This window comes from Pantoea sp. Taur (genome assembly GCF_009830025.1).
In the GTDB taxonomy this organism is placed as follows: domain Bacteria; phylum Pseudomonadota; class Gammaproteobacteria; order Enterobacterales; family Enterobacteriaceae; genus Pantoea; species Pantoea communis.
The window spans coordinates 226,169-240,322 of sequence record NZ_SZZZ01000006.1; the positions used below are offsets into that span (position 1 = coordinate 226,169).

Below are 14,154 nucleotides of genomic sequence, written 5' to 3' on the forward strand. Positions count from 1 at the left end.
CCTGATAGTATACGCTGTTTACAGGCGGTAGAATTTTCATCCAGCATAATCCGGTTTCAGGGTGAAACCGGCAAGTAAACTGACAAATTGGAAGCTTATGAGTTCAGCAAAACCCGAACGCGAATATTTTCTCGACTCCATTCGAGCGTACTTAATGTTATTAGGCGTGCCCTTTCACGTCTCGTTGATTTACTCCACACAGCGCTGGGCCGTGAATAGCCACGATGCCTCGATGTGGTTAACCGTTTTGAATGACTTCATCCACGCCTTCCGCATGCAGGTGTTCTTTGTTATTTCTGGTTATTTTTCCTACATGCTTTACCTGCGCTACCAGCCACAACACTGGCTGAAGGTCCGCATGGAGCGTGTAGGTATCCCGCTGTTAACCGCCATTCCGCTCATTACCCTGCCGCAGTTTTTTATGCTAAAAAATCTGACCGACAAAGTGGGTCATTGGGATAGCTTTTCTTTGTATGACAAGTACAACACGCTGGCGTGGGAACTGATTTCTCACCTGTGGTTTTTACTGGTTTTAGTGATTCTGACGGCATTCGGCATGCTGACCTTCCGCTGGCTGAGCACTCAGCAGCGGAAGATTGATTATCAGCAGGTAGGCTGGGGGAAACTGACGCTGGCATTTCTGGCTTATGCATTGGTCTGGTGTCTGTTCCGCCGCGCGCTGTTCTATGCCGTACCGGCCGTGTTCGCCGATGGTCTGTTCAGCGTGGCCGTGATGCAAACCCTGACGTTCCTGCCGTTCTTTATGCTGGGCGCATTAGCATGGAAACATCAGGCGCTCAAAGCCTTGTTTGTGCGTTTCAATCCGGTGATGTGTTTTGGCGCCATTGCGGTATTTATCGCTTACAGCCTGAATCAGCGATACAGCAGCGGCGATGGCTGGCTGTATGAAATTGATGAGGTGATCTCAACCCTGATGGGACTTTGTATGCTGAATGTCTGCTTTAGCTTTGGTCACAAGCTGCTGAACAGCCATTCCCCGCGCATCATGTATTTAGTCAATGCCTCACTGTTTATCTATCTGGTGCACCATCCGCTGACGATTCTGTATGGCATTTACGTTACCCCGCATATTAGCAGCAACACGCTAGGTTTCTTTGTCGGTCTGCTGATGGTGTTTGGCATTGCTTTTATGCTGTATGAAATCCATCTGCGCATCCCACTGCTGCGTTTCCTGTTCTCCGGTAAACCTCAGCGCAATGCGGTTAAAGCGCCCTCTGCTACACGGTAATCGGCATCAGCCCCCACAATGTGGGGGCGATTGTTGTCCGGTGCGCCAGCATGTCCTGCGTCATTTACAACAACCACTCCACCGGTAAGCGCCACACCAATCGCACCAGCAGTCGCTGTATCCAGGTACACTGCGGCTCATGTTTGTGCACCACCTCACCTGCTTCACCGGGATACTCAACCCAGTTCACCCGCCCCCAGTTGTCCAGACGCAGTGTCCAGGCGCGATCGCGCATCCCGGCAATAAAACGCTGATGAGTTTGCTGCGCCAGGGTTTCACTCTCAATCACCAGCCCCATTTCGGTGTTAAGCACCGCAGAGCGGGGGTCAAAATTGAAGGAGCCGATAAACACTTTCCGGTTATCGACGGTGAAGGTTTTCGCATGCAAGCTCGAACCGGAATTACCGGTTAACCCGCGGTCATGCGGGGCGTCACTGGCGTTGGCTTGCGGCTTCATCTCATACAGCGCAATTCCATGACGCAGCAGCTTTTTACGCCAGCGCGCATAACCTGCGTGTACCACGGACACATCATTGGCCGCCAGTGAATTGGTGAGGATCGCGATTTTGACACCCCGCCGCTTCAGTGCGACCAGATGAGCCACGCCGGCACGCGTGGGCACAAAATACGCCGAGATGATATCGAACTGCTGTTGCGGCGTGCCGATCACCTCCAGCATGCGCTGCGGCAACAGGCTGGAACGTTTAGCTTTACCCAATCCCTTACGCGGGTCGTCACTCAGCAGACGCGATTCGGCCCACGTCATCTGCATTGATCCCTGTTCCATTTGGCTGACAAAAGAAGAGTGCTCCAGCCGCGCCAGATAACGCTGAACGGCTTCACTCTGCTGCCACTCTGCCGGTAAACGCACAGCCTGATGGGCATCGCCCGAGACATCTACTACCGCGCGCAAGGGTGAAACCGCTTTGCTCTGCCAGTAGCGCTCGAAATCGTGCGCGACTTGATGTACCACCGGGCCAATCGCCAGCACATCCAAATCGGTAAACAGCGGCTCATCGCCAGTCCCGAAATATTCGTCGCCGATATTGCGCCCACCGACCAGTGTCACGGCCCCATCCACCGTCAGGCTCTTATTGTGCATGCGTCGATTAAGTCGGGCGAAATCAGTCAGGTAACCGAGCGCGCGCAGGGTGCGAAAGGAAAAGGGATTGAATAAGCGCACCGCAATATTGGGATGGCGATCGAGTTCGGCCAGCGTGTCATCCAGGCCCGGCGTATTATTGTCATCTAATAGCAAGCGAACGTTGACGCCACGTTCGGCGGCATCCAGCAACGCGCTAAACAACAGACGGCCAGACATGTCGTTGTGCCAGATGTAGTACTGCACATCAATAGTGTGTTGCGCCATGCCCATCAGCAGATAGCGTGCGGCAAAGGCATCCAGACCATCGTTAAGGGGATGAATGCCACTCATCCCAGGATGCAGCGCACAACGTGCATCAACAATCTCTCGTAACCCTTCGCCCGCTGGCGGTTGCTGAACGGATGCTGCTTCACTCATACCGAATCCCTGAATTCACTGGATCTATTATTGTTGGTCTTACCGCATCGGATGGCCATCAGAGATATCTGCTACCGCTCGCTGACGCGTCTTTAGTTTACAGTCTAGACTTAGGCGTGCGTTCTGCATCCGACGTTTACCGTGAGGAGAGGATGATGACTCAGCAATCCCCGCGCCATCACCCGCAGCTTTTCCGCAGTTTCTTCCAGGGTAGCTTCCCCTGCTCCACCGCCTGCCGCAGCGGGGGCCGTCGTATGGATATGGTGATCAGTAGTGGTCACGACATGTTACTGGAGAAAGATTATGCCGCGCTGGCGCAGGAAGGATTACATACAGCCCGCGACGGTGCACGCTGGCATCTTATCGAAGCCACGCCAAACGAATATGACTGGCGCAGCTTTTTACCGATGGTCCATGCCGCCGCACGTCACGATATGCAGATCATCTGGGAATTAGCCCATTTTGGCTACCCAGAACACCTCGATATCTGGCGTAGCGCCTTTGTCGATCATTTTGAGCGTTTCGCACGTGCCATGGCGCAGTTGATGCGTGATGAAGGCGTTGAGCACCCTTTTTTCACCCCAATCAACCAAATCTCGTTTTGGTCATGGGCCGGGGCGGATGTTTCCTGGCTTGATCCCTATGCCAGCGAGCGCGGCCGCGAGCTAAAACGTCAGCTGGTACGCGCCTCGCTGGCGGCGATGCATGCGATTCGCGACGTTTATCCTGATGCGCGCTTTGTACTCACCGATCCGCTGGTGCAAATCGCCGCCGATCCCGACAACCCCGACAGCAAACCCTACGCAGATGCACAGCATCAGGCCCAGTTTGAAGCCTGGGACTGGATTGCCGGGCGTGATGCGCCGGAACTGGGCGGACGTGAGGATTTCCTCGATATCCTCGGCCTGAATTATTATCCCGATAACCACTGGTTCTTTTCCGGCGACACCATCCCTGCTGAACACACGACTTATCAACCACTGCATCGCCTGATGCTGCAATGCTGGCAACGCTATCAACGTCCATTATTGCTGGCAGAAACCGGTGCGGAAGGCGACGCGCGCGCGCCCTGGCTGCGACATGTCACGGAAGAGGCGCTGTTAGCCCTGGACGAAGGGGTGGCGCTGGAAGGCATTTCGCTCTATCCGGTAGTCGAATATCCGGCCTGGGCAGACGATCGACGTTCACCTGGCGCGCTGTTTGGCCTGGGCGATCCCAATGGCAATCGCACGCTACACGAAGCGCTGGCGTTAGAGCTGCGCAGTCAGCAAATTAAGTGGCACAACCGGGAAAAACAGAATTAAGAGTGTTGCGTCAGATGAACTTTTGGTGGACAGGTTTGTACATCAAGCGTGGGATCGGCGGGATGGCGCACATCGGTCAGCCATGTCATGGTGAACAGGAACACCACGCCGATTAAACAGGCGGAGAGCAGGCCAATTATGGCGATCAGTTTGTCATCTCGGGCTTCCATCGACATCTCCTTGCAGGCTTCCATGAACTGTTGCTGACCTTAGCTCATCCATAACGTCACCATCAGGACGAAGATTATAAGGGTAACAGAGGTCACTGCAAGTACCACAATAGCGAAGTGCGCATCATCCAGAGATTGTCGTAAAGGCTCGTCGTGATCGTCAGGTGGCGCGGGTGAACTCATGTCGACTCAATAACAAAAGACTTTTGTGCGCGGGATTGCCGCACTGAGTGTAATGGAATGCGTGGCAAGGTACAGAATTATTTCAGTATGAAATGACAACAGGGACGCAATGGCGTCCCTGTTAAGAGCCGGATTAGAAATCGTAGCTCATGGAGACTTTCAAGGTGCGAGGGTCGCCCTGATAAATGTAGTAGCCGTAGCTTTCTACGCTTGACCAGTACTTCTCATTGGTGACGTTATCAACACCCACGCGCCAGACCATATCATGATCGTTCAGCTTGGTGCGGTAACGTACACCGAGATCCAATGTGGTGTAGCTATCCAGCGACTTGGTATTCTGCGCATCGGCATACTGCGAACCTGAATGATTCACATAAGCCGTGGCCGTTAAGCCATCGACCGGTTTGATGTCGTATTCAGCACCCAGTACGAAGTAGTAGCGAGGAACACCAATCGCCTGCTTACCATTTAACGTGCCGTTGGCAGATTCGGTGATCTGCGCATCCAGCCAGGTGGCGCTGCCATTCAGACGGAAACCGAGTACCGGTTCGCCAAACAGATTCAGCTCTACACCACGGTTACGCTGCTCACCATTCAACGCATAAACGTTATCGCTGTTGGTGATAGCATTAGGTTTGCGGATATCAAACAGTGACAGCGCGCCGCCAACACGATCGAAGTCGACTTTAACGCCCACTTCATTCTGCTTAGAGTGCGCGATACCGGTGGTTTTACCGTAGTTGGCGGCGGTATTTGGCGCCGCGCTACCCGGTTGCAACGCTTCGGTGTGGTTGGCATAGAAAGAAACTTCTTTCCATGGCTTGTACACCACCCCGTAGGTTGGCATCCAGCGGCTGGCGTCAAAGCGAGAATCGGTATCTTCTGCACCGGTGTCGTTATTATAACTGCGCACCACCACTTTCTGATGACGTGCACCGGCGGTGAACAGCACGGTGTCATCGAAGAAGCCCAGCGTATCGCTCAGCAGATAACCCTGGGTACGCGTGCGGCCCGTGGTCAGCGGATCGTGGTAATCCCCACTGCCCGAAGTGGTGACCGGAACAGCAGTGGTCGGCGTGTTATAAATATTGGTGTCGACTGACCCTGCGCCATAACGCCACGCCGTTTTAACCGCCTGAGTTACTGCAGAATAACCAAAGTTAACTTTGTGGGTGACAAATCCGGTGGTGAAGTTACCGCGAATCCCCGTCATGCCACTGAAAGCATCGCTGATACGGTTGGTATCTAAACGGCCATACTGCGCGTCGCCGCTGGCATCGGAAACTGCCGGGCTGGCATACAGGCCAATTTCATGCGAATGCTGAGCACCTACCGCACCGTACCAGGTCCAGCTATCGGTTAGATCATACTCGGCCTTCGCCATACCGAATTCACTTTCGATATTGCTGTAAACCCAGGGCTGGCTGGTGTTATGCGTGGCGGCTGTCGGTGCGGGAATGAAGTCCAGCCCACTGACGTTAACGCCAATGCGGTCACCGTGGAAGGTCTGCTTCTGGTAGCCCACATCCAGTGAGGTACGCAGGCGATCGCCACGGTAATCCAGACCGAGGGAGGCAGCTGTGGTGCGGCGTTTAGCGCCATGCACTGCGGTATCCCCTTCACGATCCAGCACATTGACGCGCACGCCAAACTGGTTGTTATCACCAAAACGACGTCCGGCATCAACCGATCCGCCCACCTGAGAAGAGGAGGTGTAATCCAGGCCGACACGCGCCATTGGCGTATCTTCCGCGTGTTTTGGCTCAAGGTTGATCATGCCGCCAACACCTGACGTTGCCGCACCGTTAACCAGTGAGTTAGCCCCTTTAAACACTTCTACGCGATCAATCAATTGAGTATCGATCACCTGACGCGGCACGACGCCTGGCAGCCCGCCATAGGTCATGTCATCGCCATCCAGCTCAAAGCCACGAATGCGATAGGTTTCCGCATAGTTACCGTAGCCCTGAACGTTCTGCACGCTGGCGTCGTTGCGCACCACGTCAGCGATGGTTTTCGCCTGCTGATCCTGAATCATTTTGGAGGTGAAGCCGATGACGTTAAACGGCACGTCCATGGCATTCTGCTCACCTAGCATGCCGAGGCGGCCGCCATGGGCGATTTGCCCATCGAGGTAGGCAGGTACTAAATCATTGCCGCCGGATTTGAAGTCAGCTTGTGGCGTTGCGGTCACGGTCAGCGTCTGCTGCTCGTTTTTGGCCGCGGTTGAAGACGTTGTGGTGTTGGTGGTAGCAGCCATCACTGGCAAACAACCGGCACTGACCAGAACAGCAAGCAGCGTCGGTTTCAGTCCGGGATTGAAAGGCGAAGTACGCATGGATATCCCCTGATACGAATTATATTGATAATCATTTTTATTACGGGTTGCGATTATGCGGAGTGCCAATACGAAAGCAAGTAAAATCGCTGAACTTACTCAACTCAGCGTGGTCAGAAGCGCTTATTTGTTAAGAAAGCGAAAACTCCCTGCGGTAATTGCACTTACCACCGTGATTTCACTCAGAAATTGTGGGGATTTAAGGCCGGTAAAAATAAGAGTAAGCGGCTTCGTTGATTGAAATCGCTGACATTCTGGAGGATTCAGCGTTGCGGTTTCGCTTAATGAAACCGCTCACGGTTTGGAGAATTTAGGCGACGCGGCTTCACTTATTGAAACCGCTGACAGTCGGGAACAGTTAGGCGTCGCGCCAGCGTTTAAACACCAGCGAGGTGTTGATACCCCCGAAGGCAAAGTTGTTGGATTGAATATAATCGGTATCGATTGGTCGTGATTCGCCGATGATATAGTCCAGATCGCCACACTCTGCGGCGGGCTGCGTCAGATTCAGCGTGGGCGCAAACCACCCTTCTCGCATCATCTCAATGCTCATCCAGGCTTCCAGCGCACCACAGGCACCGAGCGTGTGACCAAAGTAACTTTTCAGCGAGGAGATTGGCGTGTTATTGCCAAATATCGCCGCGGTGGCCTGACTTTCAGCGATATCGCCGCGGTCGGTGGCCGTGCCATGGGCGTTGATATAGCCAATCTGCTCCGGCATCACGCCCGCCGTTTTCAGCGCGCGTTCGATGCAGATCTGCATGGTTTCACGCTGCGGCTGGGTAATATGCGCCGCATCACAGTTGGTGTGGAAACCCACCAGTTCGGCGTAAATGGTGGCGCCGCGTGCCTGGGCATGCTCCAGTGATTCGAGGATCAAGGTTCCCGCGCCTTCGCCAATCACCAACCCATCACGCTGCTGATCAAAAGGTGACGGTGAAGAATGCGGTGCATCGTTGCGTTGGCTGGTGGCAAACAGCGTGTCAAACACCGCCGCTTCGGAAGGACACAGCTCTTCCGCACCGCCCGCCACCATCACGGTTTGATATCCATGGCGGATCGCTTCCCACGCATAGCCAATCGCCTGGCTGCCCGAGGTGCAGGCGCTGGAAGTCGGTATCACCCGGCCGCGCAGGCCAAAGAACAGCCCGGCGTTCACCGCCGTGGTATGCGGCATCATCTGCACATAGGTGGTGCCGGTAATGTTGTTGGTATGTTTTTCTGTCAGCATGGTGGCAAATTCACTGACCGGGCCGGTGCTGCCAGTAGATGAACCATAGGCAATACCGGTTTCCCCGCTGGTCAGCACCGGGTGATCGATTAAGCCGGCCTGCTCCAGCGCCAGCTCGGTGGCGCGCGTTGCCATTAACGACACTCGCCCCATCGAACGAATGCGTTTGCGCGTGTAGTGCGCGGGCAGTTCGAAGTTATCGACCGGGGCACCGAGCAAGGTGTGTAAGCCGTCGTAAATCTGCCATTCCGGCATTTTACGCACCGCGTTTTGACCCTGTTTGATGCGCGCGGCCACCGCTGGCCAGTTTTCGCCAAAGGCAGTGACGCCCCCCATTCCGGTTACCACGACCCGCTGCATCACAGCATACCTCCATTAATTGAAATCACCTGACGCGTTACGTAGCCCGCAATATCCGACATCAAATAGCTGGCGAGCCCGGCGACTTCCTCAGCCGCGCCCATCCGTTTCATCGGGATGATTTTCAGCGCTTCGTCGATCACCATCGGCTCCAGATCCGTCATGCCGGTGTCAATCAAACCTGGCGCGATACAGTTTACGGTGATTTTGCGTTTTGCTAACTCGATGGCCAGCGCTTTGGTGGCACCAATAATCCCTGCCTTGGCCGCGCTGTAATTCACCTGACCGCGATTGCCCATGATACCGGACACCGAGGATAAGGTGACGATTCGGCCGCCTTTACGCAGACCAATCATCGGCATCACACAGGGATGAATGACGTTGTAGAAGCTGTCGAGGTTGGTGTGGATCACGCTGTCCCACTCATCTTCGGTCAGGGCCGGGAAAGCGCCATCGCGCGTGATACCGGCATTGTTCACTACACCGTAATAGGCGCCGTGTTCGGCGATATCGTTTTCAATTGCCGTGCGCGTAGCTTCGCGATCGGCCACGTCAAACTGCAGAGTGCGCCCCACTCCGCCCGCATTCGTGATGTCCGCCAGCGTCTGTTGTGCACCCGCTGCATCACGGTGGTAATGCACCACCACGTTGAAACCATCCTGCGCCAGGCGAAGCGCAATGGCGCGGCCAATCCCTTTACTGGCGCCGGTCACTAATACGCTGCGCGTCATGGCTGCATCCCTTGTTGTAATTGATTAAGTTCCTGTTCATCCGGCTGATAAGTATTCAGCCGACCGCTGGCAAGGACCGCGTCCTGACTGCGGATCTCACCTTCAAAACTACCGAGCTTGTCGTCACGCATCAGCAGATGCATTTCCACCCGCAGCGTGCTGTCTGCGGCAAAGGTGGCAGCAGCGGCACGATAGCCGCGTCCCCCCAGTAACATGCCGGGGCGGATATTCCGATCGCCGCGCTGTCGGGCATGAAAGCCAGACCAGACGCCAACGGTCTGCGCCATGATCTCGACGCCAAACCACGCGGGCAGCTCGCCCTGCGCATTAAGAAACGGCGCGAGTACGCCCTGGTGGTTGATGGTCACTTCACACACCACACGCTCGTCGCTGACCTGAATCACGCGATCCAGCAGCAGCATCGGTGCACGGTGCGGCAGATAGTCGCCCACCGGCAGAAAATCAGTCATGAGGCTTTCCTACAATCAGGCAGGTGTTGTTCCCGCCAAAAGCAAAAGAGTTTGAGGCGATGATGGGACGCGCCAGCGGCTGTGGCAAAGTCAGCAGTCCGCAAACCGGCAGCGTGCTATCCAGGGTAGTGGCGCTAAAATCCTGCGCCGGTAACGCCAGATTCTGCTGCACGATGAGTGCCGCCAGCGCCGCCTCGGTCGCACCCGCCGCGCCGAGCGTGTGGCCCGTTAGGTGCTTAGTGGAACTACAGGGCACGCTATCGCCAAACAAACGATGAACCACGCCCGACTCGACCTGATCGTTGAGTGGTGTCGCGGTGCCGTGCAAATTAATGTAGCCGATATCCTGCGGCTGCAATTGGGCCTGCTTCAGCGCCATCTTCATCGCTTGCTCGGCGCCAATGCCTTCTGGATGCGGAGCCGACATATGCCAGGCGTCTGATGACTCACCCGCACCAAGCAGCGCCAGCGACTGCGGCTCACGCGTCAGCAGCAGCAGCGCCCCCGCTTCACCGATAGAAATACCGTCACGTTCTGCGCTGAACGGTGCACACTGGTGTTCGGATAACGAATCCAGGCTGGCAAAACCGTTTATTGGCATGCGGCTCAATGAATCCGCACCGCCCACCAGCGCCACATCCACCAGACCGGCCTCAATCAAGCGCTGTCCACTGATCAACGCGCGTGCACTGGAGGAACAGGCAGTAGAAATCGTGTACGCCGGGCCGTCCAGTTCAAGGTAGTGCGCCAGGAAACGCGACGGATCGCCCAACTCCTGCATGCGGTAATCGTAACCCGGTAAGCCTCTGTCAACCTGACGATCGCCTTCGTCCACGCCCGAGGTGCTGGTGCCCAGCACCACCGCGACACGTTCACCACCAAAGCGGGCAATCGCCGCATCCACGGCCGGACGGATCTGCGCCAGCGCCGCCAGCAGCAGCTGATTATTGCGCGTGTTATGCGTGGCAAGTGCGGCGGGCACAGCTGGCAGTTCGCCCGGCACCTCGCCCAGCCAGCAGGTTTTACCTTGCTGCAACCAGCCTTCGCGCGGCTGCATGCCGGGTGCGTGGCCTGATGTTAACTGCGCGGCAATCTGCTCCAGTGAGTTGCCAAGCGCATTCACCATGCCAAACGCCGAAATGTAGATCATGAAGATGCGTCCAGATGCTGAATTTGAATTTGATAACCGAAGGCGCGCTGGTCGATGCTGATCGGTTCACGCGCGGTTCCCCGTTGCAGATAGCGAATCAACGTCACAACGTTACCGGCAGGATCGCGCAACTCACGACGATCACCCTCGTCGACCAGTTGCCAGCCTGGCGGCAACTGCGGCTGCCATGCGCTGAGCGGCCAGTGGCTCAGCATCACATCTGCCAGCACCTGGCTGGCTGGCGGCATTTCGGGCAGCGCCATCATCTGCTGCGTATGAATCCCGTTTTTATCATAGGTCACACGGAACAAGCGAATGCCCAGCGAGGACAAACCCGCCAGGCTGATTTGCTGTGAATCGGCGCTTAACAGCACCAGCAGTGACTGGGTTTTACCTTTGGCGTGACCGGTCAGCAGTTGCTGCTGCTGAAACGCGGGTGAAATGCCCGGCGCAGGCAACGTGACGCGCACGCCCGGTTTCAGCCACGCGGTGGGCCGATCGGATGGGCTGTCATGCTGCGCACAACCGCTTAACAGCAGGCTCAGCATCAACAACAAAGCACCTGTTTTCATCGTTGCTTCCTTTTCCCTGGTGCCAGCGCCAGCGGCGCTAACAAGAATGCACAAAAGATCCCGCTGCACAGCACCGTACCAAAACCACTGATCGCCGCTGTGCTGCTGAACACCAGCATGCCCAGCGTCAGCAGTGTGGTCATCATCGCCAGCGTGACGGCCAGCATAGAGGTCAGCGGCGTACCGCGCGGATTACTGAAGAACAGCGTGTAATTGATGCCGATGCCCAGCACCAGAATCAGCGCCAGCAAGGCAAATAAGTTCAGGCTGGCGCCAATCCAGCCTAATGTTGCCAGCGCTGCCGCCAGCGACAGCCAGGAAGGCAAGGCGCTGCGTAAACCCGCTTGCAGGCCAAGACGCACGATGTAACTGACGGTGATCAGCAACAACGCCAGCGCCAACAGGCCACTCAGCAGCGTACGCCAGAAACGGAACAGTTCATCGTAGCTGGCTTTGCGATCGACCCAGCTCACGCCCGCCTGCTGCGTTGCTAAATCGAGTAACGCCGCACTGTTTTTCACGCCATTGACCGGCACCAGCACGCTGCTGCGTCCATCCGGCAGCGAGAGCCACAGCAAACGCCAGCCCTCACTCAGCGGACTTGCCAGCCAGTTATCGGCATTGACTGGCATCGCCGCAAGATCGACATTGGCTAACGTGATTCCCGCCTGTTTTAACCGCGTCAGGATATTCGGCGCAGCCTGCTGCAACAGCTGCAGATCCTGCTGTTGCTGATCCAGCGAATTAAGCGGCAATACGCGATAACCTGCCATCCAGCCCTGCTGCTGCGCCAGTTGTAGCTTGGGTGTCAGTGCGCTGAGACGTTGCAATGCCTGCTGCTCGTTATCCCCCCACACCACGAACCAGGTTTGGTCGGCCTGTTGTCCCGTCAGCTGTGCCAGTTGCCGATCCTGAGCCAGTAATTTAGCCGGAGCGCTCTGCAGATGAGCAATATCGTCATCGACGCGCAGCTGAATCATGCCGCTCAATGCATAGAGCGCCACCAGCAGTGGCAATCCGACTTTTAACAGCGTGTTGCGGCGCCATGCCGCTAACCAGCGCGCCAGCCACACCATACCGGGAATTGGTCGCACCGGCAGGCCACGCACCAGCCATGGATAAAAACAGATCACCGTCAGGCAAGACGCACTTAACCCGCTGGCGGCGAACACCGCCAGCTGGCGCAAACCGGGGAACGGCGCCAGCAACATCAGCAGCCAGGCAATCGCCGTGGTGCCCAGTGCCAGCAGTAACGTGGCGCGCACTTTATGCAGGCTTTGCCATGGCGTGTTTTGTTCGCCGTGTACCATGCGTTCCGTCAGATAGTACAAGGTATAATCGGCAGAGATGCCGACAATGCTGAGGCTCATCACTAAAGTCGTGAGATGCAGCTCACCAAAACAGATCAAGGTCAGCACCGTACCCGCCATCGCGCCTATCGCCACCGAGAGCGCACACAGCGCCAGCGGTCGCAGCGAGCGAAACACCAGCCATACCAGCAGCAGCAAGCCGGCCAGTGTGACGCTGCCGAGCGTCTCGACATCATGCTGCGCGCGCTGGCTGGCATCATCGCTAAACAGCACTGTGCCACGCGTTAACAGCTGCGCATCTGGCCAGCGCGTTTTTAACTGCTGTTCAAGCTGGTTAAGGGCGGTCACCAACTGATGACTTTGCTGAATGCTAAAGGCATTGCTCGCCAGTTCACCGTGCAGGAAATACCAGCGGCGCTGCTGGGCGTCATTCACGGTTAACCAGCCGTTATGCAGTACCATTTTGCTGGCATTCTGCTGCAGTGCCAGCTGCGCGCCACGCACCAGCATCAGCGGATCGTTTTGAATTTCTTTACTGCTCACACCGGCAAACGCTGAAAACAGTTGCGCCAGAATCCAGTCGGCTTGTGCCGTACCGCCGTTTTGCAGACGGGCGCGCGTTAACGGATCGATCAGGCCGTTACGATGCTGGAAGGCGTAGTTGCCCCAACGCTGCATCTGGTCATCATCCAGCGCACCGCTCACCTGTTTCAGCATCGGCAGCGCCTGCAGCTGCGCTTGCCACCACTCTGCCGCTTCATCGCCGTGATCGTTATCGGCGCTCACCAGCCACACCAGCTGACGATCCAGCCGCTGCATAAACCCTTGCTGAATCTCTACCGGCGCTTGCCCCAGATTTTGTTGCGGCAGTAAAGCCAGCACGCTGCTGTTCAGCTGGCTGCGCGGCAACAGGATGGCCAGTGCCACCGCCAATGCCAGGCAAACCGCCAGCCACAGCAGCGCAGCGGTTTTCTCACTGCGCTGGGGCAAAACGCGCTCGCTCTTCATCAGTCAGTTGTTTCGGCTCGGTGCGGGTATCACTTAAGGTGATGGCGGTATTATCGCCCTGCTTATCATCCAGCGTAATGCTGTTAAGGAAGGCTGCACCTTGTAGATCGATGCGGTTGAAGATTTTGTTCAGCGGTGCCGCCTTAGGCGTCAGGCTGAGCTGCCACTGGTCATTCCCTTTATCATGGAAATCGAGTTCGAAATTCTCACGCAGCACCTTTTCGTCGGCCTGGAACAAGGCGCGCAGCAGATGGTTGAACTGGAACATCTGCGGATTACTGTCGGCGGTGATCACCTGCGGCGGCTGACCGCTCATGCTCTGCACCATGCGCTTATCATCGAGAATCAAGGTCATCACAAACGGCGTGGCCTGATGCCACCACAAACCTTGTTGCTGGGCGATTAATAACTGGCCACGCGACACCAGCGGCTGCGACATACCAGAAATGGTACGCACCTGCTCGAAGTTGGCGCGGATCACCGGCTGGCTGGCAAAACGCTGCTGCAGCTGATCCAACGTGATGGCCTGTGCGCTGGCACACAGCAACGTCAGCAT

The 14,154-nt window shown here is 56.3% G+C and carries 12 protein-coding genes; 2 read left to right on the forward strand and 10 right to left on the reverse strand.

What is annotated here, in order from left to right; translation table 11 throughout:
* Positions 1-97 precede the first annotated feature (97 nt).
* Positions 98-1,249, forward strand: a complete 1,152-nt coding sequence (mdoC, locus tag FD744_RS11280) for a glucans biosynthesis protein MdoC (protein ID WP_160868237.1) — start codon at positions 98-100, stop codon at positions 1,247-1,249.
* A gap of 64 nt (positions 1,250-1,313) precedes the next feature.
* Here the strand turns inward: mdoC and FD744_RS11285 are convergent, their stop codons facing one another.
* On the reverse strand, positions 1,314-2,771 hold the full coding sequence (locus FD744_RS11285) for a phosphatidylserine/phosphatidylglycerophosphate/cardiolipin synthase family protein (RefSeq protein WP_160868238.1): 1,458 nt from the start codon (positions 2,769-2,771) through the stop codon (positions 1,314-1,316).
* 155 nt (positions 2,772-2,926) lie between these two features.
* Between FD744_RS11285 and FD744_RS11290 the strand changes: the two genes are divergently transcribed.
* The gene (locus FD744_RS11290) at positions 2,927-4,075 is read left to right on the forward strand and encodes a beta-glucosidase (protein ID WP_160868239.1); all 1,149 of its coding nucleotides are present in this window, start codon (positions 2,927-2,929) and stop codon (positions 4,073-4,075) included.
* Here FD744_RS11290 and FD744_RS25350 read toward each other — a convergent pair.
* The 9 genes from FD744_RS25350 to FD744_RS11330 form a co-directional block, all read right to left on the reverse strand.
* On the reverse strand, positions 4,072-4,245 hold the full coding sequence (locus FD744_RS25350) for a hypothetical protein (RefSeq protein WP_202403474.1): 174 nt from the start codon (positions 4,243-4,245) through the stop codon (positions 4,072-4,074). The two genes, FD744_RS11290 and FD744_RS25350, sit on opposite strands and share 4 nt — an antisense overlap.
* A 316-nt stretch (positions 4,246-4,561) precedes the next feature.
* Entirely contained in the window at positions 4,562-6,766 is a 2,205-nt protein-coding gene (locus tag FD744_RS11295; RefSeq protein WP_160868240.1) for a TonB-dependent siderophore receptor, read from the reverse strand.
* Between the two features lie 358 nt (positions 6,767-7,124).
* Positions 7,125-8,357, reverse strand: coding sequence for a beta-ketoacyl-ACP synthase (locus tag FD744_RS11300; protein WP_160868268.1), 1,233 nt, complete (start codon positions 8,355-8,357; stop codon positions 7,125-7,127).
* A complete protein-coding gene (locus FD744_RS11305; RefSeq protein ID WP_034820202.1) occupies positions 8,357-9,088 on the reverse strand; it encodes a 3-ketoacyl-ACP reductase FabG2 in 732 nt (243 codons plus the stop codon). Before FD744_RS11305 ends, FD744_RS11300 begins: the two co-directional genes overlap by 1 nt.
* A complete protein-coding gene (locus FD744_RS11310) occupies positions 9,085-9,558 on the reverse strand; it encodes a hotdog family protein (protein ID WP_034820205.1) in 474 nt (157 codons plus the stop codon). Before FD744_RS11310 ends, FD744_RS11305 begins: the two co-directional genes overlap by 4 nt.
* Positions 9,551-10,708, reverse strand: coding sequence for a beta-ketoacyl-[acyl-carrier-protein] synthase family protein (locus FD744_RS11315; protein ID WP_160868241.1), 1,158 nt, complete (start codon positions 10,706-10,708; stop codon positions 9,551-9,553). The genes FD744_RS11310 and FD744_RS11315 overlap by 8 nt, the downstream gene beginning before the upstream one ends.
* Positions 10,705-11,280, reverse strand: a complete 576-nt coding sequence (locus FD744_RS11320) for a DUF3261 domain-containing protein (RefSeq protein ID WP_160868242.1) — start codon at positions 11,278-11,280, stop codon at positions 10,705-10,707. The genes FD744_RS11315 and FD744_RS11320 overlap by 4 nt, the downstream gene beginning before the upstream one ends.
* A complete protein-coding gene (locus FD744_RS11325; RefSeq protein WP_160868243.1) occupies positions 11,277-13,598 on the reverse strand; it encodes an MMPL family transporter in 2,322 nt (773 codons plus the stop codon). The genes FD744_RS11320 and FD744_RS11325 overlap by 4 nt, the downstream gene beginning before the upstream one ends.
* Positions 13,564-14,154: an outer membrane lipoprotein carrier protein LolA gene (locus FD744_RS11330; RefSeq protein ID WP_202403488.1), complete on the reverse strand. Its 591-nt coding sequence runs from the start codon at positions 14,152-14,154 to the stop codon at positions 13,564-13,566. The genes FD744_RS11325 and FD744_RS11330 overlap by 35 nt, the downstream gene beginning before the upstream one ends.

Coding starts and splice junctions, on each gene's coding strand:
- FD744_RS11295 (WP_160868240.1), bottom strand. CDS start 6,766: ATGCGTACTTCGCCTTTCAATCCCGGACTGAAACCGACGCTGCTTGCT.
- FD744_RS11300 (WP_160868268.1), bottom strand. CDS start 8,357: ATGCAGCGGGTCGTGGTAACCGGAATGGGGGGCGTCACTGCCTTTGGC.
- FD744_RS11285 (WP_160868238.1), bottom strand. CDS start 2,771: ATGAGTGAAGCAGCATCCGTTCAGCAACCGCCAGCGGGCGAAGGGTTA.
- FD744_RS11290 (WP_160868239.1), top strand. CDS start 2,927: ATGACTCAGCAATCCCCGCGCCATCACCCGCAGCTTTTCCGCAGTTTC.
- FD744_RS11315 (WP_160868241.1), bottom strand. CDS start 10,708: ATGATCTACATTTCGGCGTTTGGCATGGTGAATGCGCTTGGCAACTCA.
- FD744_RS11325 (WP_160868243.1), bottom strand. CDS start 13,598: ATGAAGAGCGAGCGCGTTTTGCCCCAGCGCAGTGAGAAAACCGCTGCG.
- FD744_RS11320 (WP_160868242.1), bottom strand. CDS start 11,280: ATGAAAACAGGTGCTTTGTTGTTGATGCTGAGCCTGCTGTTAAGCGGT.
- FD744_RS11330 (WP_202403488.1), bottom strand. CDS start 14,154: ATGCTGACGTTGCTGTGTGCCAGCGCACAGGCCATCACGTTGGATCAG.
- FD744_RS11305 (WP_034820202.1), bottom strand. CDS start 9,088: ATGACGCGCAGCGTATTAGTGACCGGCGCCAGTAAAGGGATTGGCCGC.
- FD744_RS11310 (WP_034820205.1), bottom strand. CDS start 9,558: ATGACTGATTTTCTGCCGGTGGGCGACTATCTGCCGCACCGTGCACCG.
- mdoC (WP_160868237.1), top strand. CDS start 98: ATGAGTTCAGCAAAACCCGAACGCGAATATTTTCTCGACTCCATTCGA.
- FD744_RS25350 (WP_202403474.1), bottom strand. CDS start 4,245: ATGGAAGCCCGAGATGACAAACTGATCGCCATAATTGGCCTGCTCTCC.